Origin of the sequence: Bacteroides sp. HF-162, assembly GCF_015679285.1 — a bacterium.
Lineage (GTDB): Bacteria > Bacteroidota > Bacteroidia > Bacteroidales > Bacteroidaceae > Bacteroides > Bacteroides uniformis.
Map to the genome: position 1 here is coordinate 816,515 of NZ_CP064937.1, position 26,852 is coordinate 843,366.

General features: G+C 49.1%; 21 protein-coding genes and 1 pseudogene. 13 read left to right on the top strand and 9 right to left on the bottom strand.

Annotated features, from left to right (window positions below; translation table 11 throughout):
* The first annotated feature begins 261 nt into the window (after positions 1-261).
* Both ITJ87_RS03260 and ITJ87_RS03265 read left to right on the top strand, forming a co-directional pair.
* The gene (locus ITJ87_RS03260; RefSeq protein ID WP_117964963.1) at positions 262-3,030 is read left to right on the top strand and encodes a TonB-dependent receptor; all 2,769 of its coding nucleotides are present in this window, start codon (positions 262-264) and stop codon (positions 3,028-3,030) included.
* 12 nt (positions 3,031-3,042) lie between these two features.
* Positions 3,043-3,975, top strand: coding sequence for a metallophosphoesterase (locus ITJ87_RS03265; protein ID WP_165853620.1), 933 nt, complete (start codon positions 3,043-3,045; stop codon positions 3,973-3,975).
* 177 nt (positions 3,976-4,152) lie between these two features.
* On the opposite strand, the gene ITJ87_RS03270 is transcribed toward ITJ87_RS03265, so the two are convergent.
* A complete protein-coding gene (locus tag ITJ87_RS03270) occupies positions 4,153-5,961 on the bottom strand; it encodes a mechanosensitive ion channel family protein (RefSeq protein WP_117964966.1) in 1,809 nt (602 codons plus the stop codon).
* Between the two features lie 168 nt (positions 5,962-6,129).
* Between ITJ87_RS03270 and ITJ87_RS03275 the strand changes: the two genes are divergently transcribed.
* The 5 genes from ITJ87_RS03275 to ITJ87_RS03295 all read left to right on the top strand — a co-directional run bounded on the left by ITJ87_RS03275 (position 6,130) and on the right by ITJ87_RS03295 (position 12,542).
* A complete protein-coding gene (locus ITJ87_RS03275; RefSeq protein ID WP_117964968.1) occupies positions 6,130-7,110 on the top strand; it encodes a calcium/sodium antiporter in 981 nt (326 codons plus the stop codon).
* A 150-nt stretch (positions 7,111-7,260) separates the two neighbouring features.
* A complete protein-coding gene (locus ITJ87_RS03280; protein ID WP_117964970.1) occupies positions 7,261-8,397 on the top strand; it encodes an N-acetyltransferase in 1,137 nt (378 codons plus the stop codon).
* 117 nt (positions 8,398-8,514) lie between these two features.
* Positions 8,515-10,449, top strand: a complete 1,935-nt coding sequence (locus tag ITJ87_RS03285; RefSeq protein ID WP_370528673.1) for a DNA topoisomerase IV subunit B — start codon at positions 8,515-8,517, stop codon at positions 10,447-10,449.
* Positions 10,446-10,904, top strand: a complete 459-nt coding sequence (coaD, locus tag ITJ87_RS03290; RefSeq protein WP_005830918.1) for a pantetheine-phosphate adenylyltransferase — start codon at positions 10,446-10,448, stop codon at positions 10,902-10,904. The genes ITJ87_RS03285 and coaD overlap by 4 nt, the downstream gene beginning before the upstream one ends.
* A gap of 24 nt (positions 10,905-10,928) precedes the next feature.
* Complete coding sequence (locus ITJ87_RS03295) at positions 10,929-12,542, top strand: S41 family peptidase (RefSeq protein WP_171030461.1); 1,614 nt, start codon at positions 10,929-10,931, stop codon at positions 12,540-12,542.
* Positions 12,543-12,615: 73 nt separating this feature from the next.
* On the opposite strand, the gene ITJ87_RS03300 is transcribed toward ITJ87_RS03295, so the two are convergent.
* Positions 12,616-13,218 carry a phosphatase PAP2 family protein gene (locus ITJ87_RS03300; protein ID WP_117601081.1) on the bottom strand — a complete coding sequence of 201 codons (603 nt, stop codon included), beginning with the start codon at positions 13,216-13,218 and terminating at the stop codon, positions 12,616-12,618.
* A 105-nt stretch (positions 13,219-13,323) separates the two neighbouring features.
* Here ITJ87_RS03300 and ITJ87_RS03305 point away from each other — a divergent pair, with 105 nt between their 5' ends.
* The 4 genes from ITJ87_RS03305 (at position 13,324) to ITJ87_RS03320 (ending at position 17,859) form a co-directional block, all read left to right on the top strand.
* Positions 13,324-14,226, top strand: a complete 903-nt coding sequence (locus ITJ87_RS03305; RefSeq protein WP_117601080.1) for an AraC family transcriptional regulator — start codon at positions 13,324-13,326, stop codon at positions 14,224-14,226.
* Between the two features lie 162 nt (positions 14,227-14,388).
* A complete protein-coding gene (locus tag ITJ87_RS03310) occupies positions 14,389-15,087 on the top strand; it encodes a succinate dehydrogenase/fumarate reductase cytochrome b subunit (protein ID WP_005830923.1) in 699 nt (232 codons plus the stop codon).
* Between the two features lie 36 nt (positions 15,088-15,123).
* The gene (locus tag ITJ87_RS03315) at positions 15,124-17,070 is read left to right on the top strand and encodes a fumarate reductase/succinate dehydrogenase flavoprotein subunit (protein ID WP_117601079.1); all 1,947 of its coding nucleotides are present in this window, start codon (positions 15,124-15,126) and stop codon (positions 17,068-17,070) included.
* Positions 17,071-17,103: 33 nt separating this feature from the next.
* Positions 17,104-17,859: a succinate dehydrogenase/fumarate reductase iron-sulfur subunit gene (locus tag ITJ87_RS03320; protein WP_005830925.1), complete on the top strand. Its 756-nt coding sequence runs from the start codon at positions 17,104-17,106 to the stop codon at positions 17,857-17,859.
* Between the two features lie 138 nt (positions 17,860-17,997).
* Here ITJ87_RS03320 and ITJ87_RS03325 read toward each other — a convergent pair whose 3' ends face one another.
* From ITJ87_RS03325 to ITJ87_RS03340, 4 genes and pseudogenes are all read right to left on the bottom strand, one after another.
* Entirely contained in the window at positions 17,998-18,861 is an 864-nt protein-coding gene (locus tag ITJ87_RS03325; RefSeq protein WP_117964974.1) for an AraC family transcriptional regulator, read from the bottom strand.
* 175 nt (positions 18,862-19,036) lie between these two features.
* Positions 19,037-20,005, bottom strand: coding sequence for a fimbrillin family protein (locus tag ITJ87_RS03330; RefSeq protein ID WP_117601078.1), 969 nt, complete (start codon positions 20,003-20,005; stop codon positions 19,037-19,039).
* A gap of 45 nt (positions 20,006-20,050) precedes the next feature.
* On the bottom strand, positions 20,051-21,034 hold the full coding sequence (locus ITJ87_RS03335) for a DUF5119 domain-containing protein (protein WP_117601077.1): 984 nt from the start codon (positions 21,032-21,034) through the stop codon (positions 20,051-20,053).
* Positions 21,031-21,570: pseudogene (locus ITJ87_RS03340) on the bottom strand (DUF3575 domain-containing protein); the annotation flags it as partial. The pseudogene ITJ87_RS03340 and the gene ITJ87_RS03335, both read right to left, overlap by 4 nt.
* 518 nt (positions 21,571-22,088) lie before the next feature.
* Here ITJ87_RS03340 and ITJ87_RS03345 point away from each other — a divergent pair.
* A complete protein-coding gene (locus ITJ87_RS03345) occupies positions 22,089-22,889 on the top strand; it encodes a glycerophosphodiester phosphodiesterase family protein (RefSeq protein ID WP_117601075.1) in 801 nt (266 codons plus the stop codon).
* A 19-nt stretch (positions 22,890-22,908) separates the two neighbouring features.
* Here the strand turns inward: ITJ87_RS03345 and dprA are convergent, their stop codons facing one another.
* The 3 genes from dprA to ITJ87_RS03360 are packed head-to-tail and all read right to left on the bottom strand — an operon-like array spanning position 22,909 to position 25,779.
* Complete coding sequence (dprA, locus tag ITJ87_RS03350) at positions 22,909-24,027, bottom strand: DNA-processing protein DprA (RefSeq protein WP_117964977.1); 1,119 nt, start codon at positions 24,025-24,027, stop codon at positions 22,909-22,911.
* A gap of 11 nt (positions 24,028-24,038) precedes the next feature.
* The gene (locus tag ITJ87_RS03355; protein WP_117601073.1) at positions 24,039-24,455 is read right to left on the bottom strand and encodes a thioesterase family protein; all 417 of its coding nucleotides are present in this window, start codon (positions 24,453-24,455) and stop codon (positions 24,039-24,041) included.
* Between the two features lie 31 nt (positions 24,456-24,486).
* Positions 24,487-25,779 carry a peptidase U32 family protein gene (locus ITJ87_RS03360; protein WP_117964979.1) on the bottom strand — a complete coding sequence of 431 codons (1,293 nt, stop codon included), beginning with the start codon at positions 25,777-25,779 and terminating at the stop codon, positions 24,487-24,489.
* A gap of 69 nt (positions 25,780-25,848) precedes the next feature.
* Between ITJ87_RS03360 and dusB the strand changes: the two genes are divergently transcribed.
* Positions 25,849-26,829 carry a tRNA dihydrouridine synthase DusB gene (dusB, locus tag ITJ87_RS03365; protein WP_005834282.1) on the top strand — a complete coding sequence of 327 codons (981 nt, stop codon included), beginning with the start codon at positions 25,849-25,851 and terminating at the stop codon, positions 26,827-26,829.
* The last annotated feature ends 23 nt before the right edge of the window (positions 26,830-26,852 follow it).

Genomic DNA, 26,852 nt, shown 5'->3' on the forward strand with positions numbered 1-26,852 from the left:
TATATCTTTCCTTGCACAAGATGTACATCTCATACTGTTCGAGATGTACATCTCATGCAGTCTGAGATGTGCATCTCGTGCATCCTTAGCATTAGTCTGCCAGACGACGACAAAAAGAGATAGCGCCGAAAGAGTACTACCTCCAAGAGCTTATGTAACTTCATTGTAACCGAATCGTTACCTGTTCTTCAACTCTCTGCAAAATCCGCGTAACGGCAACCTCCTACTTTTGCGGCAGATTATTAACAGATAATAACAATTATGAAACAGATCTTGAGAGCATTCTTATTCCTGCTCTTATTCACCGCCACCGGCAATACAGCCATGGCCGACGAAAAAGCAAATGTCACGAAACAAGGAACTGTACGCGGGCGTATCATTGACGCCACTAAACAGACTCTCCCGGGCGCTTCTATCTACATCGAGAAACTACACACTGGCGTGACGAGCGACGTCAACGGCTTCTACACTTTCTCTAACCTTGACCCGGGAACCTATACAGTAAAGGTGAGCTACGTGGGCTACTCGCCCGTAGAACTGAAAATCACCATCCCCGCAGGCCGCACACTGGAGAAAGACGTCGTGCTAAACGAAGGTGTGGAGTTGCAGGAAGTGGTGGTAGGCGGCGCCTTCCAGGGACAGCGCCGTGCCATCAACTCACAGAAAAACAACATGGGGATTACGAATGTAGTCTCTGCCGACCAGGTAGGCAAGTTCCCCGACTCCAACATCGGTGACGCCCTTAAACGCATCTCCGGCATCAACGTGCAGTACGACCAAGGCGAGGCGCGCTTCGGGCAAGTACGGGGCACGAGTGCCGACCTCAGCTCCGTCACCATCAACGGCAACCGCGTTCCCTCTGCCGAAGGCGATACGCGCAACGTACAGCTCGACCTCATTCCGGCAGATATGATTCAGACCATCGAAGTAAACAAGGTGGTCACTGCGGACATGGACGGCGACGCCATCGGCGGCAGCATCAACCTCGTCACCAAGAACTCCCCCTACAAGCGCACCATTGCCGCCACTGCCGGAACCGGCTACAACTGGGTGAGCGAAAAGGCGCAACTGAACCTTGGCTTCACCTACGGCGACCGCTTCTTCAACGACAAACTCGGCTTGATTGTATCGGCCTCCTATCAGAACTCACCTTCCGGCTCCTACGACACCGAATTCGTGTGGGAGCAGGACGATGACGGCAAGACGTACGTCAACGACTACCAAATCCGCCAATACTACGTCACCCGCGAACGCCAGAGCTACTCTGCCGCACTGGACTGGGACATCGATGCCAACCACAAACTGACCTTCAAAGGCATCTTCAACAACCGCAACGACTGGGAGAATCGCTACCGCACCACGCTGAAAGACCTTGATGCCGACGGCAACGCCACCGTACGCATACAGACCAAAGCCGGTACGCCGGACAACCGCAACGCCCGCCTGGAACGCCAGCGCACCATGGACTTTGCCCTCGGCGGCGAACACCTCTTCGGCTCACTCTCCATGGACTGGCACGCCAGCTATGCCAAAGCCAGCGAAGAACGTCCCAACGAACGCTACATCGACTTCCAACTGAAGAAACAGAAGTTCGACATGGACCTGAGCGACGAACGCGAACCGTTTGCCAGCCCCAAAGCAGGCTCTACCATGACGCTGAACGATGAATTCAGCCTGAAAGAGTTGACGGAACAGCAGGAAGACATCAAGGAGCAGGACCTGAAGTTCTCCGCCAACTTCAAGCTTCCCTTCAAGAACGGCAACAAGCTGAAGTTCGGCGCAAAGGTGGTGCGCAAGACCAAGGATAAAGAAGTGGACTTCTACGAATACTCTCCTCTGAACGAGGACGCCTTCATGACGAACAGCCTGGCAAATACAGTGGACCAAACCAACAAGAACTTCATGCCCGACAACAAATACCAGGCAGGCATCTACGCTAGCAAGGAATACACCGGCTCTTTAGACTTGAACAACGCTTCCCTCTTTGAGAAAGAGCAGGTGCAGGAAGAACTTGCCGGTAACTTCGATGCCCGCGAAACCGTGACTTCCGGCTACCTCCGCTTCGACCAAAAACTGACAAAAGACGTGGAACTGATGACCGGACTCCGCATAGAGAACACCAACCTTGCCTATACGGGACGCACCTACGATGCCGACGAAGACCTCACCAGTAAGACCGACCGTCAGCGCAACAGCTACATCAACTTCCTGCCGTCGCTGCTCGCCAAGTGGAATGTAAACGATGACTTCAAAGTGCGCGGTTCGTTTACCCAAACCTTGTCACGCCCCAAATACTCGGCCCTCGTGCCCAGTGTGAATATCAAGCGTTCCGACAACGAAATCACCATCGGAAACCCGGAGCTGAAACCTACCGTCTCCTACAACTTCGACTTGAGTGCCGACTATTACTTCCGCAGCATCGGTCTGATAAGCGCCGGCATCTTCTACAAGAAGATAGACGACTTCATCGTAGACCAGGTGAGCACCAACTACGAATACCAGGGTAACACCTACACCCGCTTCACCCAACCCAAGAATGCGGGCAACGCCAACCTGGTAGGGGTAGAGTTATCCTACCAGCGCGACTTCAGCTTCATTGCTCCCGCTCTGAAATGTGTAGGTTTCTACGGAACGTACACCTACACCCACTCCCGTGTGGAAGACTTCAACTTCGAAGGCCGCGAGAATGAGAAAGACTTGAGCATGCCAGGTTCTCCGGAGCATACCGCAAACGCTTCCCTATACTTTGAGAAAGGCGGCCTGAACCTGCGTCTGAGCTATAACTTCGCTTCCGACTTCATCGACGAAATGGGAGAAAGCACCTTCTACGACCGCTACTACGACAAAGTGAACTATATGGACGTAAACGCGAGCTATACCTTCGGAAAGAAATTCAAGACTACCTTCTACGCCGAAGCCAACAACCTGCTGAACCAGCCACTACGCTACTACCAGGGCACGAAAGACCGTACCATGCAGGCAGAATACTACGGCGTGAAAGTGAATGCAGGAGTGAAGATTAATTTTTAATGATGACTGATTATGAAGAAACTATTCCTTTTATTATTGGTTGCCCTACTCGGCAACGCGGCTATTGCCCAAATTACCGATTACTCCATCTTCGACAAGAAGTTCAACTTCTACGTAGCCAACGACCTCGGCCGCAACGGCTACTACGACCAGAAACCCATTGCCGAACTGATGGGACAGATGGCAGAGAACGGCGCAGACCCCGAATTCGTACTTGCCACCGGCGATGTACACCATTTTGAAGGTGTACGCAGTGTGAACGACCCTCTTTGGATGACCAACTACGAACTTATCTACAGCCATCCGGAGCTGATGATAGACTGGTTCCCCCTGCTGGGCAACCACGAATACCGCGGCAATACGCAAGCTGTGCTCGACTACAGTAACGTCAGCCGCCGCTGGACAATGCCTGCCCGTTATTATACCAAGACATTCGAGGATAAAGGCGCTACTATCCGCATCCTTTGGGTAGACACCGCCCCGATGATTGACAAATACCGCAATGAAAGCGATACCTATCCCGATGCCTGCAAGCAGGACTACCGGAAGCAACTTGCCTGGGTGGACTCCGTACTGAGCGCCGCCAAGGAAGACTGGGTTATCGTTGCCGGACACCATCCCATCTATGCCGAAACCCCGAAGGACGAGAGCGAACGCGCGGATATGCAGGCACACCTCGATCCCATTCTGCGCAAGCACAAGGTGGATATGTACATCTGCGGGCACATCCACAACTTCCAGCATGTACGCGTGGCAGGCAGCGACATCGACTATATCACCAATTCCGCCGGTTCGCTCGCCCGCAAGGTGAAGCCCATCGAAGGAACCGTATTCTGCAGCCCCGAACCGGGTTTCTCCATTGTATCGGCCAGCAAAAAGACACTGGAACTGCGCATGATTGACAAGAAAGGAAATGTACTGCACACGGTGACGCGCAGCAAATAACCTACTAAACTCTTCGCGACAGAAAATCCGGAAATGTTGAAGAAAATACAGTCACACTGAAGAATACATCGAAAAGTTTTCAAAACAAAACAGAAAAGGATCTTGCAGGAGATAATAGATGAACTGTAATATTATCACCGAATACGAAAAAGCTTGTACTTGCGGGATAAAGGGAAATCATGATTTCCCTTTATCCCGCAAGTCATCCTTGGGTATGGTCGTCTCACTGCCGTCACGCGTAGCTATGTAGTGAGGAGACATGATTTCGATGCCTGCTTCGTTGAAAACATCCTGGATATTCTGATGCAAATCAGAGTAAATCTGGCTAAGGCTGTTGGCATCCCTGATATAGGCATTCACTTGATAAACCGGATAATAATCCTGAAGGGAAGTTTCCAATATAAACGGGCGGGGATCATCTATCACTCCAGGGGTATTCAATGCAGCCTCTATCAACAGCTGGTGTGTCTTCCGCCACGGAACATCGTAGCCAATACTGACCTCCGAATGGATAATCAATCCATACTCACGGGCAGACTGGCTGTAATTGACCGTATGGGAAGACATGATGAAAGAGTTCGGAATGGTCACCACCTCATTCTTCGGGGTACGGATGCGGGTGACAAGCGGCGTTTTCTCAATGATGTTGCCCGTAGTGTCGTTCAGCTTGATGCGGTCACCCAGCTTGAAAGGTCGCATGTAGGTTATGACCAGCCCTGCAATGATATTGCCGATAACTGTACTGGAGCCGAGCGAAACAATCAAGCCGACAAACACAGAGATTCCCTGGAAGACTCCCGACTTGGAACCCGGCAAATAAGGGTAAATCATGGCAATCATAAACGCATAAAGCAAGAAGCGCACAATGTGATAGGTAGGAATGGCCCAATCCGGATAGAAGCCGTTTATCTTCAGCCGTTCAGCCTGCACCTCATTGGCAAGATAGCGCACCAGTCTGACTAAATACTTCACCGCATAGCATATCACAAAGATAGTGAACAGATTGGGTATATAGTCGGTTATTCCATTCAGAATGACCTTTATAGGATTCCAGATGTAGGAGAATAATGTATAAGCCAAACTCTTGGTCTGAGGGAAAATGGAGAATAACAGTGGAACTGTCAGCAACAACTGCAACAGCATGACCACATAACGCACCAGATTGGCAGCAAACACCAGCAGGTTGACCTGCTTCTGCGTATCCAACAATTCATAATCCTGAATGGAGATCGGTTTCAGTTTGGTATCCTTCAGTTTCTGGATGCGTAGTTTGAGCTTTCTGAACAGCCAGTTAGTAAACTTGAATAGGAAGAATTGTCCTACAAGCACCAGGATAAAATACAAGATGCGTTTACCCAACTGCCACAAGCTATGCTCCTTCTGCATGGCTTTTAGTTTGTCCACCACGACATGCCTCTTGCTGGCGGCCAGCTGGTCGCGAGTACAGTTTTCCCACAAAGCATCCTGATCGGTAAAGGAAATGATGACCTTTTCGCCATACATCAAGTCCGTAACAATATCCGTACTCTCCAAATAAACAGAGTCCGGACGCAGACTGAAACGCGTGCCCAATGCTTCGATGACGCTACTTACATCCTTGGCCCGCTGCTGAGGCGTATGCCCTCCACGCTTGGCATATAGATAGAACAAGGTGTCCTTCTCTACCACCACCGGAATACCCGGCGTCACCGTCCGCAACGAATCAATGCGTTGTTTCTGCAATGCCAGTTTCACCGAATCGGCCGCATAGCCCGCCAACTTCATCTGCTCCATTTCCATCCGCAAATTCGCCTCGTTCAGCCGGGCTGTTTCCAACTCCCGCCGGACAAGCGACAACTGAATCGAATCGGAGTCGGTCCTTGCCACTGTGACACTCCCCACACTATCCTCCCCTAAAACACTGAGCACTTTATCTACCAGCTGAGCTGACACTCCGCCCGCCAGCATCAACAGCCAACTAAGACAGAAAGTACGGATAACCTTCATATATAAACTTCTTGATTTGATTCTTTAATTATGCAAGCATACCCAATAAATGCTCCAAACATACAGAATGTTTTTAACTTCCTATCCTAATCAACATAACTTTTTCATGCAAACATGAAAATTCTATATCCAGTTTGCATTATCTTTGTACTCAAAATTGACATACTTATGGATATATTGTTTCTTGTCGGAGGACTGCTCCTCATTCTTTTGGGTGCCAATGGCTTGACAGATGGTGCCGCATCCGTTGCCAAACGTTTCCATATACCGTCCATCGTCATCGGGCTCACCATTGTTGCCTTCGGTACTTCCGCACCGGAACTCACCGTCAGCATCTCCTCTGCTCTCAAAGGCAGTGTAGACATTGCCATTGGTAATGTGGTGGGAAGCAATACGTTCAATACCCTGATGATTGTGGGTTGTACAGCCCTTTTTGCCCCGATAGCCATCACCCGCAATACACTGAAACGCGAAATACCCCTTTGCATCCTTTCATCCTTCGTCCTGCTGATTTGTGCCAACGATGTCTTTCTGGACGGCGGTGGGGAGAACATACTCAGCATCACCGACGGCCTATTGCTGCTATGCTTCTTTGCCATTTTCCTGAGTTATACTTTTGCCATCGCAAAAAGGGATGGAAGTATGAAGGAACCGGAAAAAGAGCACTTGCAGGAAGAAGACGAAATCAGACTGTTACCCGCGTGGAAGTCTACCCTATACATTCTCGGCGGACTTACCGGCCTCATCATCGGAGGTAATTTCTTTGTAGACGGCGCCAGCGGCATAGCCCGCGGATTGGGTGTCAGCGAATCCATCATCGGCCTTACGCTCGTAGCAGGCGGCACATCACTGCCCGAACTTGCCACCTCCATCGTAGCCGCCTTGAAGAAAAACCCCGAAATAGCCATCGGAAACGTCATCGGAAGCAATCTCTTCAATATATTCTTTGTGCTGGGTTGTTCGGCCTCCATCACTCCACTGCGTCTGACGGGCATCACCAATTTCGATTTGTGGGTACTTGTTGGGGCCAGCCTCCTGCTTTGGCTGTTCGGTGTCTTTTTCGGGAAACGCATCATCACCCGGCTGGAAGGGAGCATTCTGATTCTCTGCTACATTGCCTACACAGCGGTACTGATATACAACCTCTAACAGCAAATTTACAGACACTCTACGCGGTATTTTAAAGATTATCACGTATCTTTAAATAAGGCAAGCTGCATCTCGGCATAAAAAATAAGCAAGCTTATTTTGTTCTACTCTCAGTTTGCATTACCTTTGCCACCTCAATATTGAACAACTATGGCAATTACAATCAAGAAAGTAACCACAAGACGGGAATTGAAACGCTTTATCCGTTTCAACTACCTGCTATACAAAAACAACCCTTATTCCGTCCCCGACCTTTTCGATGACATGCTCAACACCTTCAACAAGAAGAAAAACGCTGCATTTGAATTTTGTGAAGCCGACTATTTCCTGGCTTATCGGGAAGGTAAAATCGTAGGACGTGTAGCTGCCATCATCAACCACAAGGCAAACCAAACCTGGAACAAAAAGGAAGTCCGCTTCGGCTGGATAGACTTCATCGACGATGCGGAAGTCTCCGATGCCCTGATTCGCACCGTGGAAGAATGGGGAAAAGAACGGGGAATGACACATATACAAGGCCCGCTGGGATTCACAGACTTCGATGCCGAAGGTATGCTTATCGAAGGATTCGACCAGCTCAGCACCATGGCCACCATTTATAACTATCCCTACTATCCGCAACATATGGAGCGCATGGGATTTGAGAAGGATGCCGATTGGGTGGAGTACAAAATCTACATTCCGGATGCCATACCCGACAAGCACAAGCGCATCTCCGACCTCATCCAGCGCAAGTATAACCTCAAGATAAAGAAATACACATCGGCCAAGAAGATTGCCCAAGACTACGGTCAGGCCATCTTCGAACTGATGAACGAAGCCTATCAGCCCCTCTACGGTTATTCTGCACTGAGCCAACGGCAGATTGACCAATACGTCAAGATGTACCTGCCCATCCTCGACCTTCGCATGGTGACACTGATTACCGATGCCGATGACCAGCTGCTTGCCGTAGGCATTTCTATGCCATCCCTCGCCGAAGCGTTGCAAAAAGCCCACGGGCGCCTGCTTCCTATGGGTTGGTATCACCTGGCCAAGACCATCTTCTTGAAGAAATATCCCAAAATGCTCGACTTGCTGCTGGTTGCCGTAAAACCGGAATATCAGAACAAGGGCGTCAATGCACTGCTGTTCTCCGACCTTATCCCCGTCTATCAGCAACTTGGTTTCGAGTATGCCGAAAGTAATCCGGAGCTGGAATTGAACGGCAAAGTACAAGCGCAATGGGAGTACTTCAAGACGGAACAGCACAAACGGAGAAGATGCTTTGTGAAGGGAATAAAATAAATTCTAAATCCAGAATATAAGCTTGTCAGAAGTCCATAAAAGACATTATTTTTTTGCGAACCCCCGAATTTCTCATTACCTTTGTCGCAATGCGCAATATGAAGGAATAACGTACTTATGGAAGATAACAACAATATGACCCTGCCGCTGGAAGAAGCAGACAACAATATCACAGAGAGCCCCGTTTCCAGCGTAGAATATACCGACGACAACATCCGCCACCTGGACGACATGGAGCATATCCGTGTCCGTTCCGGTATGTACATAGGCCGTCTGGGCGACGGCTCACAGAACGACGACGGTATCTATGTGTTGCTGAAAGAAGTGATGGACAACAGCATCGACGAGTTCAAGATGGGTGCCGGAAAGCGTATAGAAGTGACTATAGAAGACGGCCTGCGCGTCAGCGTGCGCGACTATGGACGAGGCATCCCGCAAGGCAAACTGGTAGAGGCAGTCAGCAAACTGAATACCGGGGGTAAATATGACTCGAAGGCTTTCAAGAAAAGTGTCGGACTGAATGGCGTGGGCATCAAGGCGGTCAATGCGCTGAGTAGCCGTTTCGAGGTACGCAGCTACCGCGACGACAAAGTACGTACCGTCATCTTCGAGAAAGGAACGCTGTTGAGTGATGTGACCGAAGACTCGACAGAAGAAAACGGAACTTATATCTTCTTTGAACCGGACAACACGCTCTTCTACAACTATTCCTTCCAGAACCAGTTCGTAGAAACCCTGCTGCGCAACTACACCTACCTGAATACGGGCCTCACCTTCATTTACAACGGACAGCGCATCGTCTCCCGCCACGGGCTGGAGGACTTGCTGAAAGACAACATGACCAGCGAAGGCCTTTACGACATCATCCACTTGAAAGGAGAGGACATCGAGATTGCCTTCACACATACCAATCAATACGGTGAAGAGTACTACTCCTTTGTCAACGGGCAGCACACCACCCAAGGCGGTACACACCAGACTGCCTTAAAGGAACACATTGCCCGTACCATCAAGGAATTCTACAACAAGAACCAGGAGTATGCCGACATACGCAACGGACTGGTAGCCGCCATCGCCATCGACGTGGAAGAACCCATGTTCGAAAGCCAGACCAAAACGAAACTGGGCAGCAACAACATGTGGCCTGCCGCGCCGCAGGAGCACAAGCCCGCCGGCCCCACAGTAAACAAATACGTAGGAGACTTCATCAAGACGGAAGTGGACAATTACCTCCACAAGAACCCGCTTGTGGCCGAAGTGATGCTGCAAAAGATACAGGACTCCGAGAAAGAGCGCAAAGCCATTGCCGGCGTCAACAAGCTGGTACGCGAGCGCGCCAAGAAAGCCAACCTGCACAACCGCAAGCTGCGCGACTGCCGTTACCACTTGAGTGACGGTAAAGGCAAGGATCAGGAAACCGAATCCTGTATCTTCATTACCGAGGGAGACTCTGCCAGCGGCTCCATCACCAAGAGCCGTGACGTGAATACCCAAGCAGTATTCAGCCTGCGTGGTAAACCGCTAAATACCTACGGACTGACCAAGAAAGTAGTTTATGAAAACGAAGAATTCAACCTGCTCCAAGCAGCCTTGAATATAGAAGACGGCATAGAAACACTGCGCTACAACAAAGTCATCGTAGCCACCGATGCCGATGTGGACGGCATGCATATCCGCCTGCTGATTATCACCTTCTTCCTGCAGTTCTTCCCCGACCTGATAAAGAAGGGACATGTATACATCCTGCAAACTCCGCTCTTCCGCGTGCGCAACAAGAAGAAGACAAGCTATTGCTACACTGAGGAGGAACGTGTGAAAGCCATTGAAGAACTGGGTCCCAACCCCGAAATCACCCGATTCAAAGGTCTGGGAGAAATCTCGCCAGACGAGTTCAAGCATTTCATCGGCAAGGACATGCGTCTGGAGCAAGTGTCGCTGCGCAAGACAGACCTCGTAAAGGAACTGCTGGAATTCTACATGGGTAAGAATACCATGGAACGGCAAAACTTTATTATCAACAACTTGGTTATAGAAGAAGACTTGGCATCATGAGAAGAGCTATCTTTCCGGGAACATTCGACCCATTTACTATCGGACACTCCTCGGTAGTGAGCCGTGCACTAACTTTCATCGACGAAATCGTTATAGGAATCGGCATCAATGAAAACAAGAACACGTATTTCCCCCTGGAAAAGCGCGAACAGATGATACGGGACTACTACCGGAATGAGCCGCGCATCATTGTGCAGTCATACGATTGCCTGACCATCGACTTTGCCCGGCAGGTAGATGCCAGCCTAATTATACGCGGCATACGCACCGTCAAGGATTTCGAATATGAGGAAACCATTGCCGACATCAACCGCAAACTGACCGGCATAGAAACCATCCTGCTCTTCACCGAGCCGGAACTTACCTGCGTCAGCTCCACCACTGTGCGCGAACTACTGCAATACGGCAAGGACATCAGCATGTTCATACCGGAAGGAATGGAGATTAGGGATTAAGGATTAGGAATTAAAATGGAGATGATGAAGAAACTATTTACTATTATAATATGTATATGCGCGATGACGGCGCAAGCGCAAAAGCCGAATAATGAAGCCCTGCGCAAACTACAGATGGCAGAGTTTGCCATCACCAACCTCTATGTGGACAAGGTGGATGAAGACAAGCTGGTGGAAGAAGCCATCATCAAGATGCTGGCACAACTCGACCCGCACTCCACCTACAACAATGCCGAAGAAGTAAAGAAAATGAACGAGCCGTTACAAGGCAATTTCGAGGGCATCGGTGTACAATTTCAGATGATAGAAGATACCCTGCTTGTGATACAACCCGTCAGCAACGGTCCTTCCGAGAAAGTGGGTATCCTTGCCGGTGACCGTATCGTAGCCGTCAACGACAGTGCCATTGCCGGAGTAAAAATGAGCACGGAAGATATTATGAGCCGCCTGCGCGGACCGAAAGACTCGGAAGTGAAACTGACCATCGTACGCCGTGGCGTGGAAGACCAGCTGTACTTCAACGTAAAACGTGACAAAATTCCCATCCTCAGTCTGGATGCCTCTTACATGATACAACCCAAAATTGGCTATATACGCATCAACCGCTTTGGAGCAACCACTGCTGAAGAATTTGCAGAAGCCCTGAAAAGCCTGCAGAAAAAGGGGATGAAAGACCTAATCCTCGACCTGCAAGGAAACGGAGGAGGGTATCTGAATGCCGCCATCGACCTTGCCAACGAGTTTCTCAAGCAAAAAGAACTCATTGTCTACACCGAAGGAAGGGCTTCGCGCCGCAGTGATTTCTTTGCCAAAGGTACGGGCAACTTCAAGAACGGACGCCTCATCGTATTGGTGGACGAGTACTCCGCTTCTGCCAGCGAAATCGTGACCGGGGCCATTCAGGACTGGGACAGAGGTGTGATAGTAGGGCGCCGCACATTCGGTAAGGGACTGGTACAGCGTCCTATCGACCTGCCGGACGGTTCCATGATTCGTCTGACCATAGCCCGTTACTATACCCCTTCGGGGCGTTGCATCCAGAAGCCTTACGACAGTACCGCCAACCTCGATGGTCGTCTGAGTGGAGAAAACAGTCAGGATAAATATAATCAGGAACTGATAGACCGCTTCAATCATGGAGAAATGATTCATGCGGACAGTATCCATTTTGCCGACTCCCTGAAAGTGCAGACCAAACGTATGGGGCGTACCGTTTACGGAGGTGGAGGTATCATGCCCGACTTTTTCGTCCCCATCGACACTACCCAGTACACAGACTATCACCGCAATCTCGTAGCCAAAGGCGTGGTTATCAAAGCCACTACCGGCTACATCGAGAAACACCGGAAGGAGCTGCAGAACAAATACAAGAAATTTGAAGCCTTCAACGAGAAATTCGAGATAGACGATAACTTCCTTGCCGAAATACGTGCGCTTGCCGACAAGGAGAAAATCAAGTTTGACGAGAAACAGTACCACCAATCCCTACCGCTCATCAAGACACAACTCAAAGCCTTGATTGCCCGTGACCTATGGGACATGAACGAATACTTCCAGGTGATGAACAATACGAACCAGAGCGTACAGCAAGCTCTAAAAGTGTTGAATGACGACATTTACAGTACCATTATTCAATAGCCGGCTTGAAACCGACATTAGGCGCGGATTATGCGGAATACGTAAACTAAATCCGCGTAATCCGCGCCTAAAATTATTCTCCAAACAGCCATTTATTCAACCACTTGTTGACATAGATATTGACCACAGCACATCCTGCACCGATTGCAGCCCCCGCCAATACATCCGACGGATAATGCACTCCCTCGTTCATACGGGAAACTCCCACGGAACAAGCCCACAAGGCAGACGGAGCTATCACATACCATTTAGGATACTTCACACTGAGCGAGGTGGCAAGGGCAAAAGCCGTTGCCGTATGCCCGGAAGGAAAAGACGGGCTGCCTTCATGACTATATGCATGTACTCTGTCGGGATATTTATCATAAGGACGTTCACGACCCACCAGATACTTCATTCCATAAGTCACAACAAAAGCCCCCGCCACACTTGTACCTACGTAGACCGCATCTTTCAGCAAACCCTTATCATGTTTTATCCAAGCGGCAACGGCCATCGCCACCGGAACACCGACAGCAATATAGGGCTCCGAACGTGAAATTATCTTATTATAGTTACGGACAAACTTGCCATCCCAACTGTTAACCCGGTGCAAAGTGTTGATATCCCAATTCTGTGCCGAAAGACCGGATACAACAAGGCAGATAAAATATACAAAAAAAACAGCCTTTTTCATAAGTCCTTTATACTAGTTTGACGCAAAGATAGGACAAATAGATAGAGTTTTCACAAAAAAATTCTATCTTTGTTGCCACATTTATAATAATTTGCTAATCATTTCATGAGACTGGAAACTTACTGCAACCGACAGATTGATTGTGTGGTATGTCCTCAAAAATCAGAAGAAGTATTGGTTTACCGCCACTATCCCAAGGGACAACATTTCTCTGCTGAAAAGTGCACACAGAACTGCATGATATTTATGCTGAAAGGCGAATTACTTGTAAACAGTAACGAATATCCGGGCACCACTCTCCAAAGTCGCCAGCTCATCCTGCAAGCCATCGGCTCCAAAGTAGAGCTCTTGGCTCTAACCGAAGTGGAATATATTGTCTATTGGTTCACCGAGCTCCCCCTAATTTGCGAAGAGCGTTACAAAGAGATACTGAAACGCTCGGAAGCCCCCCTGATTTACACCCCGCTTACAGCAATTCCCATGCTCGAAGGACTTCTGAAAAGCCTTGCCTGCTACCTCAACGAGCAGCCTTATGCGTGCAGCAAATACATTGAAATGAAATGCCAGGAACTGGCATACATATTAACATGCTACTATCCACTACACCAAATCAGTACATTTTTCTACCCCATCAGCACTTATACGGAAAGCTTCCAGTATTTCGTCATGCAGAACTACGACAAAGTGAAGAATGTGGAGGAGTTTGCCCACCTCGGCGGATATACCACCACCACATTCCGTCGTATGTTTAAAAACATGTATGGGGTCCCGGTATATGAGTGGATTCTGGACAAGAAACGCGAAGGAATTCTGAACGACCTGCAATATACCAAACAACGCATTTCAGTCATCAGCGCCCGCTATGGCTTTGATTCCCTATCCCACTTTGCCCACTTCTGCAAAGACTCTTTCGGAGACACACCCCGCGCCCTGAGAAAACGTTTGGCAAACGGAGAAAAGATTTCCATTATCTGCAAAGAGCAAGGCAAAGACCAGGAGGACGAGTAAACCTTTTACTTGTCCGCAAACTTCGCATCCTGCCGGATTACGGAATTATTTCTTTAATCGCTTGCTTTATCGCTGGATTTCTCCTATTTTTGCGAAACATTTACAGAAGTATCCTGATAGAACAAATTTTCAAACTATTAAATAACTTAAATTCAATCATTTATGTGGTTAAGTAATTCATCTGTAGGAAGGAAAGTGGTGATGAGCGTTACCGGTATCGCCCTTGTCCTGTTTCTGACATTTCACATGGCGATGAACCTGGTTGCATTAGTCTCGGCTAATGGCTACAACATGGTTTGTGAGTTCTTGGGAGCAAACTGGTACGCATTGGTGGCTACGGTAGGTCTGGCTGCCTTATTCATCATCCACATCATCTACGCTTTCTGGTTGACTATGCAGAACCGTAAGGCACGTGGTAGCGAACGCTATGCCGTTACGGAAAAGCCCAAGACTGTGGAATGGGCTTCTCAAAACATGCTCGTATTGGGTATCATCGTAATCGTAGGTTTGGGCCTGCACCTCGTAAACTTTTGGGCTAAAATGCAGCTTCCCGAGTTGATGCACAACATGGGCATGCATGCCGACACCCTCACGCTGGCATATGCAGCCAACGGTGTCTATCACATTCAGAACACCTTCAGCAATCCGGTATTCGTAGTGCTTTACCTTGTTTGGCTGGGCGCATTGTGGTTCCACCTCACTCACGGTTTCTGGAGCTCCATGCAGTCTTTGGGCTGGAACAACAAAGTATGGATTAACCGTTGGAAATGTATCTCCAACATCTATTCTACTATCGTTGTCCTCTGCTTCGCTCTGGTAGTTGTCGTATTCTTTGCAAAATCATTGTGCGGCGCTTGCTAAATTCAAATTGTAAATGACTAAATTGTAAATTGCATTATGACTAAGATAGATTCTAAAATACCGGAAGGACCGGTGGCTGAGAAATGGACCAATTATAAGGCTCACCAAAAATTAGTAAACCCTGCCAACAAACGTCGTCTGGACATCATCGTAGTAGGAACCGGACTTGCCGGTGCCAGTGCTGCCGCCTCTCTGGGCGAAATGGGTTTCAGAGTATTCAACTTCTGTATCCAGGACTCTCCGCGCCGTGCACACTCCATCGCTGCACAAGGTGGTATCAATGCTGCTAAGAATTACCAAAACGACGGTGACTCTGTGTACCGTCTGTTCTACGATACAGTAAAAGGTGGCGACTACCGTGCCCGCGAAGCCAACGTTTACCGTCTGGCTGAAGTATCCAACAATATTATCGACCAATGCGTTGCACAAGGTGTTCCTTTCGCCCGCGAATACGGCGGTACACTGGACAACCGTTCTTTCGGTGGTGCCCAAGTATCACGTACTTTCTACGCTAAAGGTCAGACCGGACAGCAGCTGTTGCTGGGTGCATACTCTGCATTGAGCCGCCAGGTGAACGTAGGTACCGTAAAACTGTACACCCGCTACGAAATGGAAGATGTTGTCCTCATTGACGGACGTGCCCGCGGTATCATTGCAAAGAACCTCGTTACCGGTAAATTGGAACGTTTTGCCGCTCACGCTGTGGTAATCGCTACCGGTGGTTACGGCAATACCTACTTCCTTTCTACCAATGCAATGGCATGTAACTGCTCTGCTGCAATGGCTTGCTACCGTAAAGGTGCCTGGTTTGCCAACCCTGCTTACGTACAGATTCACCCCACTTGTATTCCGGTTCACGGTGACAAGCAGTCCAAACTGACTTTGATGTCCGAATCTCTGCGTAACGATGGGCGTATCTGGGTTCCGAAGAAGCTGGAAGATGCCAAGAAACTGCAGGAAGGTACACTGCAAGGAAAAGATATTCCCGAGGAAGACCGCGACTACTACCTGGAACGCCGTTATCCGGCATTCGGTAACCTCGTTCCGCGTGACGTTGCCAGCCGCGCTGCCAAAGAACGCTGCGACAAGGGCTTCGGCGTGAACAACACCGGTCTTGCCGTATTCCTTGACTTCTCCGAAGCTATCAACCGCCTGGGTAAAGATGTCGTTGCACAACGTTACGGCAACCTCTTCGATATGTATGAAGAAATCACTGATGTCAGCCCATACGAAAACCCGATGATGATTTATCCGGCTATCCACTATACCATGGGTGGTATCTGGGTTGACTACGAACTGATGACCTCCATCAAGGGACTGTTCGCCATCGGTGAATGTAACTTCTCCGACCACGGTGCAAACCGCCTCGGTGCTTCCGCCCTGATGCAAGGTCTGGCCGATGGTTACTTCGTATTGCCTTACACTATCCAGAACTATCTGGCCGACCAGATTACAGTTCCCCGTTTCTCTACCGACCTGCCCGAATTTGCAGCTGCAGAAAAGGCCGTTCAGGAGAAGATTGACTGGATGATGAACATCAAGGGTAAGAAGTCTGTAGACTCTATCCACAAGGAACTGGGCCACATTATGTGGGAATATGTAGGTATGGGACGTACGGCCGAAGGCTTGAAGGAAGGTCTGAAGAAGCTGAAAGAAGTCCGCAAGGAGTTCGAGAAAGAACTGTTCATCCCGGGCGACAAGGAAGGTATGAATGTAGAACTCGACAAGGCTATCCGTCTGTACGACTTCATCACTATGGGCGAGCTGGTTGCTTACGATGCACTGAACCGTAACGAAAGCTGCGGTGGTCACTTCCGTGAAGAATATCAGACTGAAGAAGGCGAAGCCAAGCGTGACGATGAAAACTACTTCTACGTGGCTTGCTGGGAATATCAGGGTTCTGACGAAAAGGAACCGGTATTGCTGAAAGAGCCGCTGGTTTACGAAGCAATCAAGGTACAGACTCGTAACTACAAGAGCTAATCGGGAAGTTGAACATTTAAAGAATTAAAGAAAATGGATAAAAATATATCATTTACGCTCAAGGTATGGCGCCAGAAGGGTCCGAAAGCAAAAGGCGCTTTTGAAACATACCAAATGAAAGATATCCCGGGCGATACTTCATTCCTCGAAATGCTGGATATCCTGAACGAACAGCTGATTTCTGAAGGTAAAGAACCGGTTGTATTCGACCACGACTGCCGCGAAGGTATCTGCGGTATGTGTTCGCTCTACATCAACGGACACCCCCACGGTCCTGCAACCGGCGCTACGACTTGCCAGATTTATATGCGTCGTTTCAACGACGGCGATACCATCACTGTTGAACCGTGGCGCTCTGCCGGTTTCCCGGTTATCAAGGACTTGATGGTCGACCGTACGGCCTACGACAAGATTATGCAGGCAGGCGGCTACGTCAGCGTACGTACCGGTGCTCCCCAGGATGCCAACGCTATCCTGATTCCGAAGCCCATCGCTGACGAGGCTATGGATGCTGCCAGCTGTATCGGTTGTGGTGCTTGTGTGGCTGCTTGTAAGAACGGTTCTGCTATGCTGTTCGTTTCTGCCAAAGTGAGCCAGCTGAACCTGTTGCCCCAAGGCAAACCGGAAGCATTGCGCCGTGCCAAGGCTATGTTGAGCAAGATGGACGAACTCGGTTTCGGTAACTGTACCAATACCCGTGCGTGCGAAGCTGAATGCCCGAAGAATGTTTCCATCAGCAACATTGCTCGTTTAAACCGCGACTTTATCATTGCGAAACTGAAAGACTAATCCGGTCTTTCTGCAAATAATATAGGATGCGCTTCGGATAAACCTTTTGAGCAAGCTCAGATTTATCACTCAGCTTTCACTATATTTGATTAATATCACAAGAGACTCCTCTGCCGGGAAACCGCCGGAGGAGTTTTTTTATGACATGCCGCTTACTTCAGATAAATTGCCGGCACGCAAGCTACGGGGAGAAGCCCCGAAATTCTTTTTGCAGAAATTGGAAAAATGAGGCAGCGATTCAAAGCCATATTTATAGCAAATCTCTGATATGGAAGCATCCGTATAACGAAGTTCATAAACCACACTTTCCTTCCTCCGTTCCATCATCCACTCGTACACCGGTTGATGAAAAACAGAATTGAATATACGCCGGAAAGTAGCCACTGTATATCCTCCCAGCTGGGCAAATTTCTCTACTGTCTTGACTTTGGCATGATTCTGCAAGACAAAGTAATGGAAGGAATTAGTATACTGGGCAAGAGGATGTATCAGCATGGAAAGCTCATAGTCGGAGTAATAATTTCCAAGAATGAAAGCAAGTTCTTTTCGTTTGAAACAAAGCATTTCCCGGCAAATTTTCTCCTCGGACAAATAGGCCTTGGAACTTTCCAGAAAGAGCTGCAATTCGGGAGTAATGGTCAAAGGACAGAATATCAATGGAGGGGTAATCTCTTTCATGATATGGTTATACCGGTCCTCACAGAAGAATTCAGGCTTACTGAACCGGTAACAAACGCATTCCACATCCGTCATGGCAAGTATTTCGTACTTGGAACCAATAGCTTGAAGGATGAACTCACCTGCATGCAACACAGTTCCCGCATACTCCTTACTGTTAACAAGCACTTCTCCTTGCAGCAGAAAAATTACAATATTTTCCTCACACTTCCGTGCCGGCAGATGGAATCCTCTGGGGTGAGAAGCATATATTATTGCATTGTCCACAGCCTTGGGACATTGAGCGCATTGTTTTTTACCTCCGCAAGCAGAAGAGTTGGGCATCGGCAAGTAGATTTGTTTGTTTGTTGCAGTGACAAAAATAGATAAATAATACTCATAAAAGAAACATTCCCCGAAAACTTTCATAAAGAAGTCTCGGGGAATGAATAAAATAGAAGCAATTCAGTTTTGCGGACAGTACCCGTTTCTATTTACACAAAATTATGGATACTGCCTTTTATTTTTCCACATTCGTATCATCAGCCGTACTCCACGGACCAACTTCAGGTACAAAGGTTACTTTTGCCGCCTTATTGGCCAGCGTCAGCGTATAACGTATCTTTTTGCCTTCACCCCAGGCTTGTGTACCATCCAAGTCAATGGCGGAAGTTACAGTATCAAGAAGAACGTCTTTCTCATAGATGTCATAGACAACATTGATTTTGGCGTTCGTATCCAACGTCTGGGGCATCAACATCCAGGCTGTATTCACTTCCACACCCGTTGTATTCACTTCCAATGCACCACCGTCAATCGTATGTGCATAAGTAGCCGTTCCTTCCTGTGACTTCCATGTTGAATCATCAAAACCATAAGTTCCCTTATTGTGCACACCGGATATTGTAAGTGTTTTCAGTTTATAAGTCAAAGCGTCGGCTGCCTTGACAGTGAAATTTATTTGCGTCAGTATATGGCCGAATTTCAAAGATACCCCACTGGCATTTGATGCCTTGGTTGCATCCATCGCTTTCGCGGCTACCAAGTCCGTTTGGGTAACTACATCCGCTACCGTATAAGTAATGGAAGGATATATAGCACCAGCAGCCGGTTGATTGTACGTCAAGGCCCCGGTACCCGGATTCCCGTAAGCAAAGAACTGCAAGTTATCCGTCATTGGCCAATAATATGTTCCCCCAGTCAAACTCCAGTCGGGAGCACTATAAGTTACCTTAACATCTGCCATGAATTCCTTCATTGCATCAAAAGTCGCAACAGAGGCCATTGTTGTTGCTCCCGTATTATAAGCATACACAGTGAACCCTACCTTCTGCAATTCCGGCAAATCAGTCACTGCGGCTCTCGTAGTGTTACCCACTACTGTTCCCAATTTAATCTCCGCCTTTTGTCCGGCATTCTCTATCTCCTCACTTTCCGAGCAACTCATTACTGCTGCTGCAGCCAAAGCCAAAAATAAAACCTTCTTCATAATTGTCTGTTATTAAAGTTAATATATTTATTTGTCTGTTTGCTATCAATTCACCGGTAGCTCCACATCCGTCTCATCATCCCAATCATCCACATCGCCACCAATCCCTCCATCTCCTTCATCGGTTCCCGGTTCCAAATCATCCACCACAACCTTGTCCTCCGGTACGGGAACCTCGATATGGATTTCCGACCCAGGAACGCCCACATCAGGTTCTTCTTCGCCTCCTCCCGAGGGAGGAGCTGTTTCAATCACTTCCGTGATATCCACCTTCACCTCTTGAACCGTTTTATCTCGTTTCACAATCTTCAATGTCAGCAACATAGGACTATCCGCACGGGTCTTGGCATCTTTCAGTAATACAAAACTGGAGAAATACCCCCATAAAAGCCCGTTTTCACGCTTTGTATTCACACATATAGGTACCTCGCTCAAATGGCAAGCACGGTTGCCTATAAAGTAACTTCCGTTCAAGCCGTCCACATGGCAGATGATGCTCGATATTCTATCCCATCCTTCCACCTTTATATCAAAGGAATAATGGTTCACTACCGCTTCCGGCTTCCAGTTCAACGGAAGCGCCACATCACTCTGCCTTATTTCCACCTCGTCCAAAGCCACCACATACAAAGGGTCGGGCGACCAAACCATATCTTCGTGTATATCCAGCCCCGTACAGTGTCCCGTAAAAGCCTCAATCGTCTCATAACTCTCGTCGCCCCGTATCTGTATACTCTCCGTATTGAAGTTATAGGCCACCACCGCATACCTCCCCGGCGGTACCTTCACCTCACCCCCTTCGGCAGGCAGATAACTTTCAACCTTTCTCCTCTGAGTATCTTTCGGATAGAAGATAATCCGCATGGTCTGCGGCAGCTTATCCGTCACCCCTTTCCAATCCAATTTAATCTGTACTCCGCTAACGGGATAATCATCCAGCATATCGCGGAAGTCACAGCTTCCCAGCATTGGCAACAGTCCGAAGAACAGCCAGAGAATCATATGCCGTGCATCTTTCATACCACTCATCTCCCCGACGTTAGAAGCCACACCAAAGAAACTTTTGCTTTTGTCGGCCCGATAAAGCGATACTTTCCACTCCTGACCCAAACCAAGTCATTTCCATAAGAAGTATATTTCCGGTACTCCGTATCCAAGTATCCAATACCCACACTGAATTCAATCGCCAGATGCCGAGCCAGTGGACGCACATATCCATAAGTTATTCCAGCAGCAGCGTAATACTTCCCCCGGTATCCCTTCTCCTTTTTCAACTGAAAATCATAGGTACCTCCTTCGGCATATGCTCCCAGGAAATGTCCGAACAATATTCCATGCGTATAGCGGTTTCCCAACCAGTAACGTACCTCTGTCCCTCCCGAAAGGAACTGATAACAGAAACCACATCCGCTGTCAGACCACCAAGGACATTTGTACTCAACATTCAAAGACCACCTCTTTCTCAATGGCAGCTCCACTTCTATGTTCGGAGCCAAGGCCAGGTCGTAAAGCAAATTATTTTTTAACGCCAGCACCGTTTTACAAGTATGGCTATGAGATTCCGCCGACTTATTCTGCCCTATTACCTGCCCCGACATCATGCAAAAAAGGAGTAGCCAAAGAACATATATAAGAATGCGTTTTCCCATAATTTCGCGTTGTATACAAACAAAAGTAGAAGATAATTACCGAATAAAATCCACTTTCCATCACTCTTTTCAAAGGCTGAAAGGTTCTGTGAAACGATTGAAACAGATTTGCAACTTTTGCCTTATCCGGGACGCTGTGAATAGATTCTTTCCATACTCTCTCAAAAAGTCAATCCGTGTGCGAAAACAGTAAAATTCAGTGAAAGAAATACAAAAGAAGTAGCAGAATCATTCTGAAATTTGGAAGATAACAATGGAAACCTTACATTTGTAATGTGATTTTTTTCATAGTATTAGATTTAAGGTTAACAAAGGTTGGAGTACGGCGGTACTCCTTTTTTTATACCCATACGTTTCTCCGAATGACAAAAAATAGCTATCTTCGATGGCTTTTATAACTGTTAAAGAAGAAAACATCACCACTTGAGCCCATTATGAAAAAACCGGTACTCGCATTGCTTTCCATAATCCTACTTACCGCAGGATGTTCCCAACGGCCTGCCACCACCAAGATACCCCTGACCAGCGCACACCGTGGTGCGGCCACCATTGCTCCCGAAAACACAATGGCATCCGTAGATTCGTGCATCAAATACGGTGTAGGCAATATAGAATGCGATGTCTGCATCAGTAAGGACAGTGTCTTCTACGTACTGCACGATTCCACCCTCGACCGTACCACCAACGGTACCGGCGCCATCTCCCAATGGCTGTCCGCCGACATCGACACACTGGATGCCGGCTCTTGGTTTGCGCCCCGATTTGCCGGACAACGGGTACTACGCCTTACCGACCTGCTACGCAAGGCCAAAGAGCACGGTTTAAGAATCACCATCGACTACCGCAACGGCGGTCTGCACCAATTACTGAATCTGATAAAGGACGAAGGCATGCTGGAAAACTGCAACTTCACCTTCAGCAAGGAGTATCATGCCAAATGCTTCAGAAAAATGGCACCCGAGGTAAGAACCCTGCAAGCCTACATCAAAAGTGAAAAGGACATAGAGCATGTCGTAAAGGAACTGCATCCCGACATCGCTGTCGTCTGGATTGACTCCCTTACCCCGCAATTCGTAAAGAAATGCCGCGAGCACAACCTGCAGGTACTGGCACTTGTCCTGGGGCTGGACGACAAGACGGAAGAGAACCAGAAGGCGGTCGACCTGGGGGTAGACATCATAGCGACGGACCATCCGGAAAAGTTCATCATGAAATACGGGCAACCGTCCATATAAGGCAAGAGACCTGCTGCGCTTAGGTCAGCAAATGATAGACACCGCCCACCATTGCCTTGACCACTCCTTTCATCTCCAGTTCAAAAAGCAAGGCACTCATCCGGTTGACGGGTATATCCGCTTCCACCACCATCGCATTGATATGGAGGTCTCCCTGCCGCATAAGGATGCGTACAACAAGCTCCTCCTCTTCCGTCAGTTCCGGGAAGAGATTACGCTGAATACCTTCTGTCCGGGCAGGCTGCTCCGCTACGGACCAGCCCATAATCTGCACAAACTCTTCCGCATTCTGGATAAGGGCAGCCTTGTTGTCGCGTATCAACCGGTTGCAACCGATGGAAGATTCGTCCGTAACACGTCCCGGAACAGCAAAACAGTCACGATGATATCCCTCCGCCAACTCTGCAGTGATAAGGGAACCTCCCTTTGCGGCAGACTCCACCACAATGGTAGCATCACTCATACCCGCCACAATACGGTTGCGGCTGACGAAATTATGCTTGTCCGGATTCGTCCCGGTAAGGAATTCGGTCAGCAGTCCGCCTTGTGCCAGCATGTCGATGGCTGTTTTCCGGTGGACATACGGATAGATGCGGTCCAGTCCGTGAGCAAGGACAGCAACGGTAGGGAGATGATTTGCCAAAGCGGCCCGATGGGCATGGATATCTATCCCGTAGGCCAGTCCGCTTACTACCAGCACATCGGGACAAAGAACGGCCAAATCGCGCAGGAAGTCGATACAGAATTGCTTGCCGTAATCGGTGGCACGACGTGTACCTACCATATCGATGACATGCAGGCGGTTGAAATCGGTGTTTCCTTTAAAGAAAAGTACAATCGGCGCATCTTCACATTCACGCAAGCGCGAAGGGTAAGCCTCATCCTTCAACGTCAGGCAGGAAAGACGATTCTTCTCTACAAACTCCATCTCCTGCTCGGCACGCAGAAAGGCAGCGGGACAATCAAGAGCCGTCACTACCCCCGGATTCACACCGGACATGATTTCGGGAAGCTCCTTCCGCCGACTGAATACTTCGGCAGCACTGCCCATACCCTCTATTAAACGCTTTGCCCCGATATGTCCTATACCGGGGCAAAGTGTGAGAGCTATACTGCAAATCCGTTCGTCACTGTTCATTCCACCAAAGATTACACGGACTTACACGGGTTGAGATAAGGGGCAAAAAGGCGGTCGAACAGTTCGCTGTCGCTCAACCGGCCATTGACTACACACACGGTCTCTACCACGCCTTTGAGGCAGACCTTACCGTCGGAAACACGGAAGATATCTTGATAGAAGACGTACTTGATGCCTTCCTTCTTCATATAAAGTTTGGAAACAAACTCGTCACCACTCCTCAGGGGAGTCTTGAAAGCCATATTGATACGTGCCACTACCGGGTCTACCCCCTGCTCGTGCAGTCCGGCAAAGCTGACGCCGGCACTCAACAGAAACTCATGGCGCGTATGCTCCAGATAATGCTGATAATTGGCATTATTGACGATGCCTTGCAGGTCGCATTCATAGTCGCGCACCTTCATGGGAAGTTCATAGATATAATTCATATTTACTATTGGACTATTTACTATTTGATACTTAGCCACGTTGTTTCTCCACATCCAAGCCTTTGAACTTCTTCAGTTCTTCTACGCTGACCAGCTTGTAGAGTTTGTCGCTGGGACGTATTTTCACCGATTTCATCGAGAAATGCTGGCCTTTCTTTACAGTCTGCACGGGTTTCAAATCGACGCGTGCCTCGTCCAAAGTGACGAATTCGGCACCCGTTGTGGGACCCGTAATCAGCAACTTGTCGCCTACGCTCACTTCGGCTGCTTCTACCAGGAACTCCGCCACACCGATGTTTGAGAAGTAGCGGATACCCTTACCCACATAGATTTTACGTTCCGTAGCGGCAGAACCGTAGTTCTTGGTCCATTCGCCCAAGCGTTGTCCCAGGTAGTAGCCGTCCCAGAAACCACGATTGAAGACCGTCTTCAAACGTTCGTCCCACCGGGCAATCTTCTCATCGGTGAACGTGTCGTCCAGATAGAAACGAATGGCTTCTTTATAACACTCCACTACCGTGCGCACGTACTCGGGTCCGCGGGCACGTCCTTCAATTTTGAAAACACGAACACCTGCATCCAGCATCTTGTTCATGAAGTGGATAGTTTTTAAGTCTTTGGGGGACATGATGTACTGGTTGTCCACCTCCAATTCCACATCCGTCTCCTTGTCGCGCACCGTGTAGCTGCGGCGGCATACCTGCATGCAGGCACCGCGGTTGGCGGAGTGGTTCATTTCATGCAATGAGAGATAACACTTTCCGCTGACTGCCATGCAAAGGGCACCGTGACAGAACATCTCTATACGTATCTGCTCTCCGCTGGGACCGCAGATATTCTCCTCACGGATATGGCGGTAGATTTCTGCCACTTGCTCCAGATTCAGCTCACGCGCCAGCACCACCACATCGGCAAACTGCGCATAGAAGCGCAGGGCTTCCACATTGCTGATGTTGAGCTGTGTGCTGAGGTGTACCTCCTGCCCTATCTGACGGGCATAGCTCATCACTGCCACATCGGCGGCAATGACAGCCGAGATACCTGCCGCCTTTGCCGCATCTACAATGGTACGCATCAGCGGAATGTCATGGTCGTATATGATGGTATTGACGGTGAGGTAGCTCTTCATGCCATGCTCGTCGCACGTCCGGGCTATCTCCCGCAAATCGTCGATAGTGAAGGTATTGGCCGAACGGGCACGCATGTTCAGGTTCTCGATACCGAAATAGATGGAGTCGGCACCTGCTTGTATGGCTGCTGCGAGAGATTCGCGCGAGCCTACCGGTGCCATGATTTCGAAGTCACTGATTGAGTGTTTCATCATTTCTTTTTGAATTAGAGTATGCAAAGGTAGGCTTTTTTCTGTACTTTTGCGGACAAATCCGCTTAGATTATGAAGATTAAAGATATAGACCTGGGCCCACGCCCCGTATTCCTCGCCCCGATGGAGGACGTCACCGACCCTGCTTTCCGCCTGATGTGCAAGCACTTCGGAGCAGACATGGTATATACCGAGTTCGTTTCTGCCGATGCCTTGATACGCTCCGTAGGCAAGACCCAGCAGAAACTGAACATCAGCGATGAAGAGCGGCCCGTAGCCATACAGATATACGGACGGGACACCGCCACCATGGTAGAAGCCGCCCGCATTGTGGAGCAGGCACATCCGGACACGCTGGACATCAACTTCGGCTGCCCCGTGAAGCGCGTTGCCGGCAAGGGTGCCGGTGCCGGTATGCTACAGAACATTCCGCTGATGCTGGAAATCACTCGTGCCGTGGTAGATGCCGTGAAGATTCCCGTCACCGTGAAGACCCGCCTGGGCTGGGATGCCAACAGTAAAATCATCGTAGACCTTGCCGAGCAGTTGCAGGACTGCGGCATTGCCGCCCTCACCATCCACGGCCGTACCCGCGCCCAGATGTATACCGGCGAGGCGGACTGGACACTTATCGGCGAGGTGAAAAAGAACCCACGCATGCACATTCCCATCATCGGCAACGGTGATATCACCACTCCCCAACGGGCCAAAGAATGCTTCGACCTCTACGGTGTGGACGCCATCATGATAGGCCGTGCCAGCTTCGGCCGCCCGTGGTTCTTTAAGGAAGTGAAGCATTATTTGGAGACGGGCGAAGAACTCCCTCCGCTGAGTTCCGAATGGCGGCTGAACGTACTCCGCCAGGAAGTGGAAGACAGCGTCAACCTGCTGGATGAACGACGGGGCATACTGCACGTGCGCCGCCACCTGGCAGCAAGCCCGCTCTTCAAAGGGATTCCCAATTTCCGCGACACCCGGATAGCCATGCTGCGGGCAGAGACGAAGGAGGAACTGTACCGCATCTTCGAAGAGATAGAACCGTTGCTGCCATAGGAGAAAACCGCATACGATTTTTA

Coding starts and splice junctions, on each gene's coding strand:
- ITJ87_RS03360 (WP_117964979.1), bottom strand. CDS start 25,779: ATGATGAAACACTCAATCAGTGACTTCGAAATCATGGCACCGGTAGGC.
- ITJ87_RS03315 (WP_117601079.1), top strand. CDS start 15,124: ATGACTAAGATAGATTCTAAAATACCGGAAGGACCGGTGGCTGAGAAA.
- ITJ87_RS03325 (WP_117964974.1), bottom strand. CDS start 18,861: ATGCCCAACTCTTCTGCTTGCGGAGGTAAAAAACAATGCGCTCAATGT.
- ITJ87_RS03305 (WP_117601080.1), top strand. CDS start 13,324: ATGAGACTGGAAACTTACTGCAACCGACAGATTGATTGTGTGGTATGT.
- coaD (WP_005830918.1), top strand. CDS start 10,446: ATGAGAAGAGCTATCTTTCCGGGAACATTCGACCCATTTACTATCGGA.
- ITJ87_RS03330 (WP_117601078.1), bottom strand. CDS start 20,005: ATGAAGAAGGTTTTATTTTTGGCTTTGGCTGCAGCAGCAGTAATGAGT.
- ITJ87_RS03345 (WP_117601075.1), top strand. CDS start 22,089: ATGAAAAAACCGGTACTCGCATTGCTTTCCATAATCCTACTTACCGCA.
- ITJ87_RS03310 (WP_005830923.1), top strand. CDS start 14,389: ATGTGGTTAAGTAATTCATCTGTAGGAAGGAAAGTGGTGATGAGCGTT.
- ITJ87_RS03285 (WP_370528673.1), top strand. CDS start 8,515: ATGGAAGATAACAACAATATGACCCTGCCGCTGGAAGAAGCAGACAAC.
- ITJ87_RS03295 (WP_171030461.1), top strand. CDS start 10,929: ATGAAGAAACTATTTACTATTATAATATGTATATGCGCGATGACGGCG.
- ITJ87_RS03320 (WP_005830925.1), top strand. CDS start 17,104: ATGGATAAAAATATATCATTTACGCTCAAGGTATGGCGCCAGAAGGGT.
- ITJ87_RS03265 (WP_165853620.1), top strand. CDS start 3,043: ATGAAGAAACTATTCCTTTTATTATTGGTTGCCCTACTCGGCAACGCG.
- ITJ87_RS03270 (WP_117964966.1), bottom strand. CDS start 5,961: ATGAAGGTTATCCGTACTTTCTGTCTTAGTTGGCTGTTGATGCTGGCG.
- dprA (WP_117964977.1), bottom strand. CDS start 24,027: ATGAACAGTGACGAACGGATTTGCAGTATAGCTCTCACACTTTGCCCC.
- dusB (WP_005834282.1), top strand. CDS start 25,849: ATGAAGATTAAAGATATAGACCTGGGCCCACGCCCCGTATTCCTCGCC.
- ITJ87_RS03260 (WP_117964963.1), top strand. CDS start 262: ATGAAACAGATCTTGAGAGCATTCTTATTCCTGCTCTTATTCACCGCC.
- ITJ87_RS03355 (WP_117601073.1), bottom strand. CDS start 24,455: ATGAATTATATCTATGAACTTCCCATGAAGGTGCGCGACTATGAATGC.
- ITJ87_RS03300 (WP_117601081.1), bottom strand. CDS start 13,218: ATGAAAAAGGCTGTTTTTTTTGTATATTTTATCTGCCTTGTTGTATCC.
- ITJ87_RS03335 (WP_117601077.1), bottom strand. CDS start 21,034: ATGAGTGGTATGAAAGATGCACGGCATATGATTCTCTGGCTGTTCTTC.
- ITJ87_RS03280 (WP_117964970.1), top strand. CDS start 7,261: ATGGCAATTACAATCAAGAAAGTAACCACAAGACGGGAATTGAAACGC.
- ITJ87_RS03275 (WP_117964968.1), top strand. CDS start 6,130: ATGGATATATTGTTTCTTGTCGGAGGACTGCTCCTCATTCTTTTGGGT.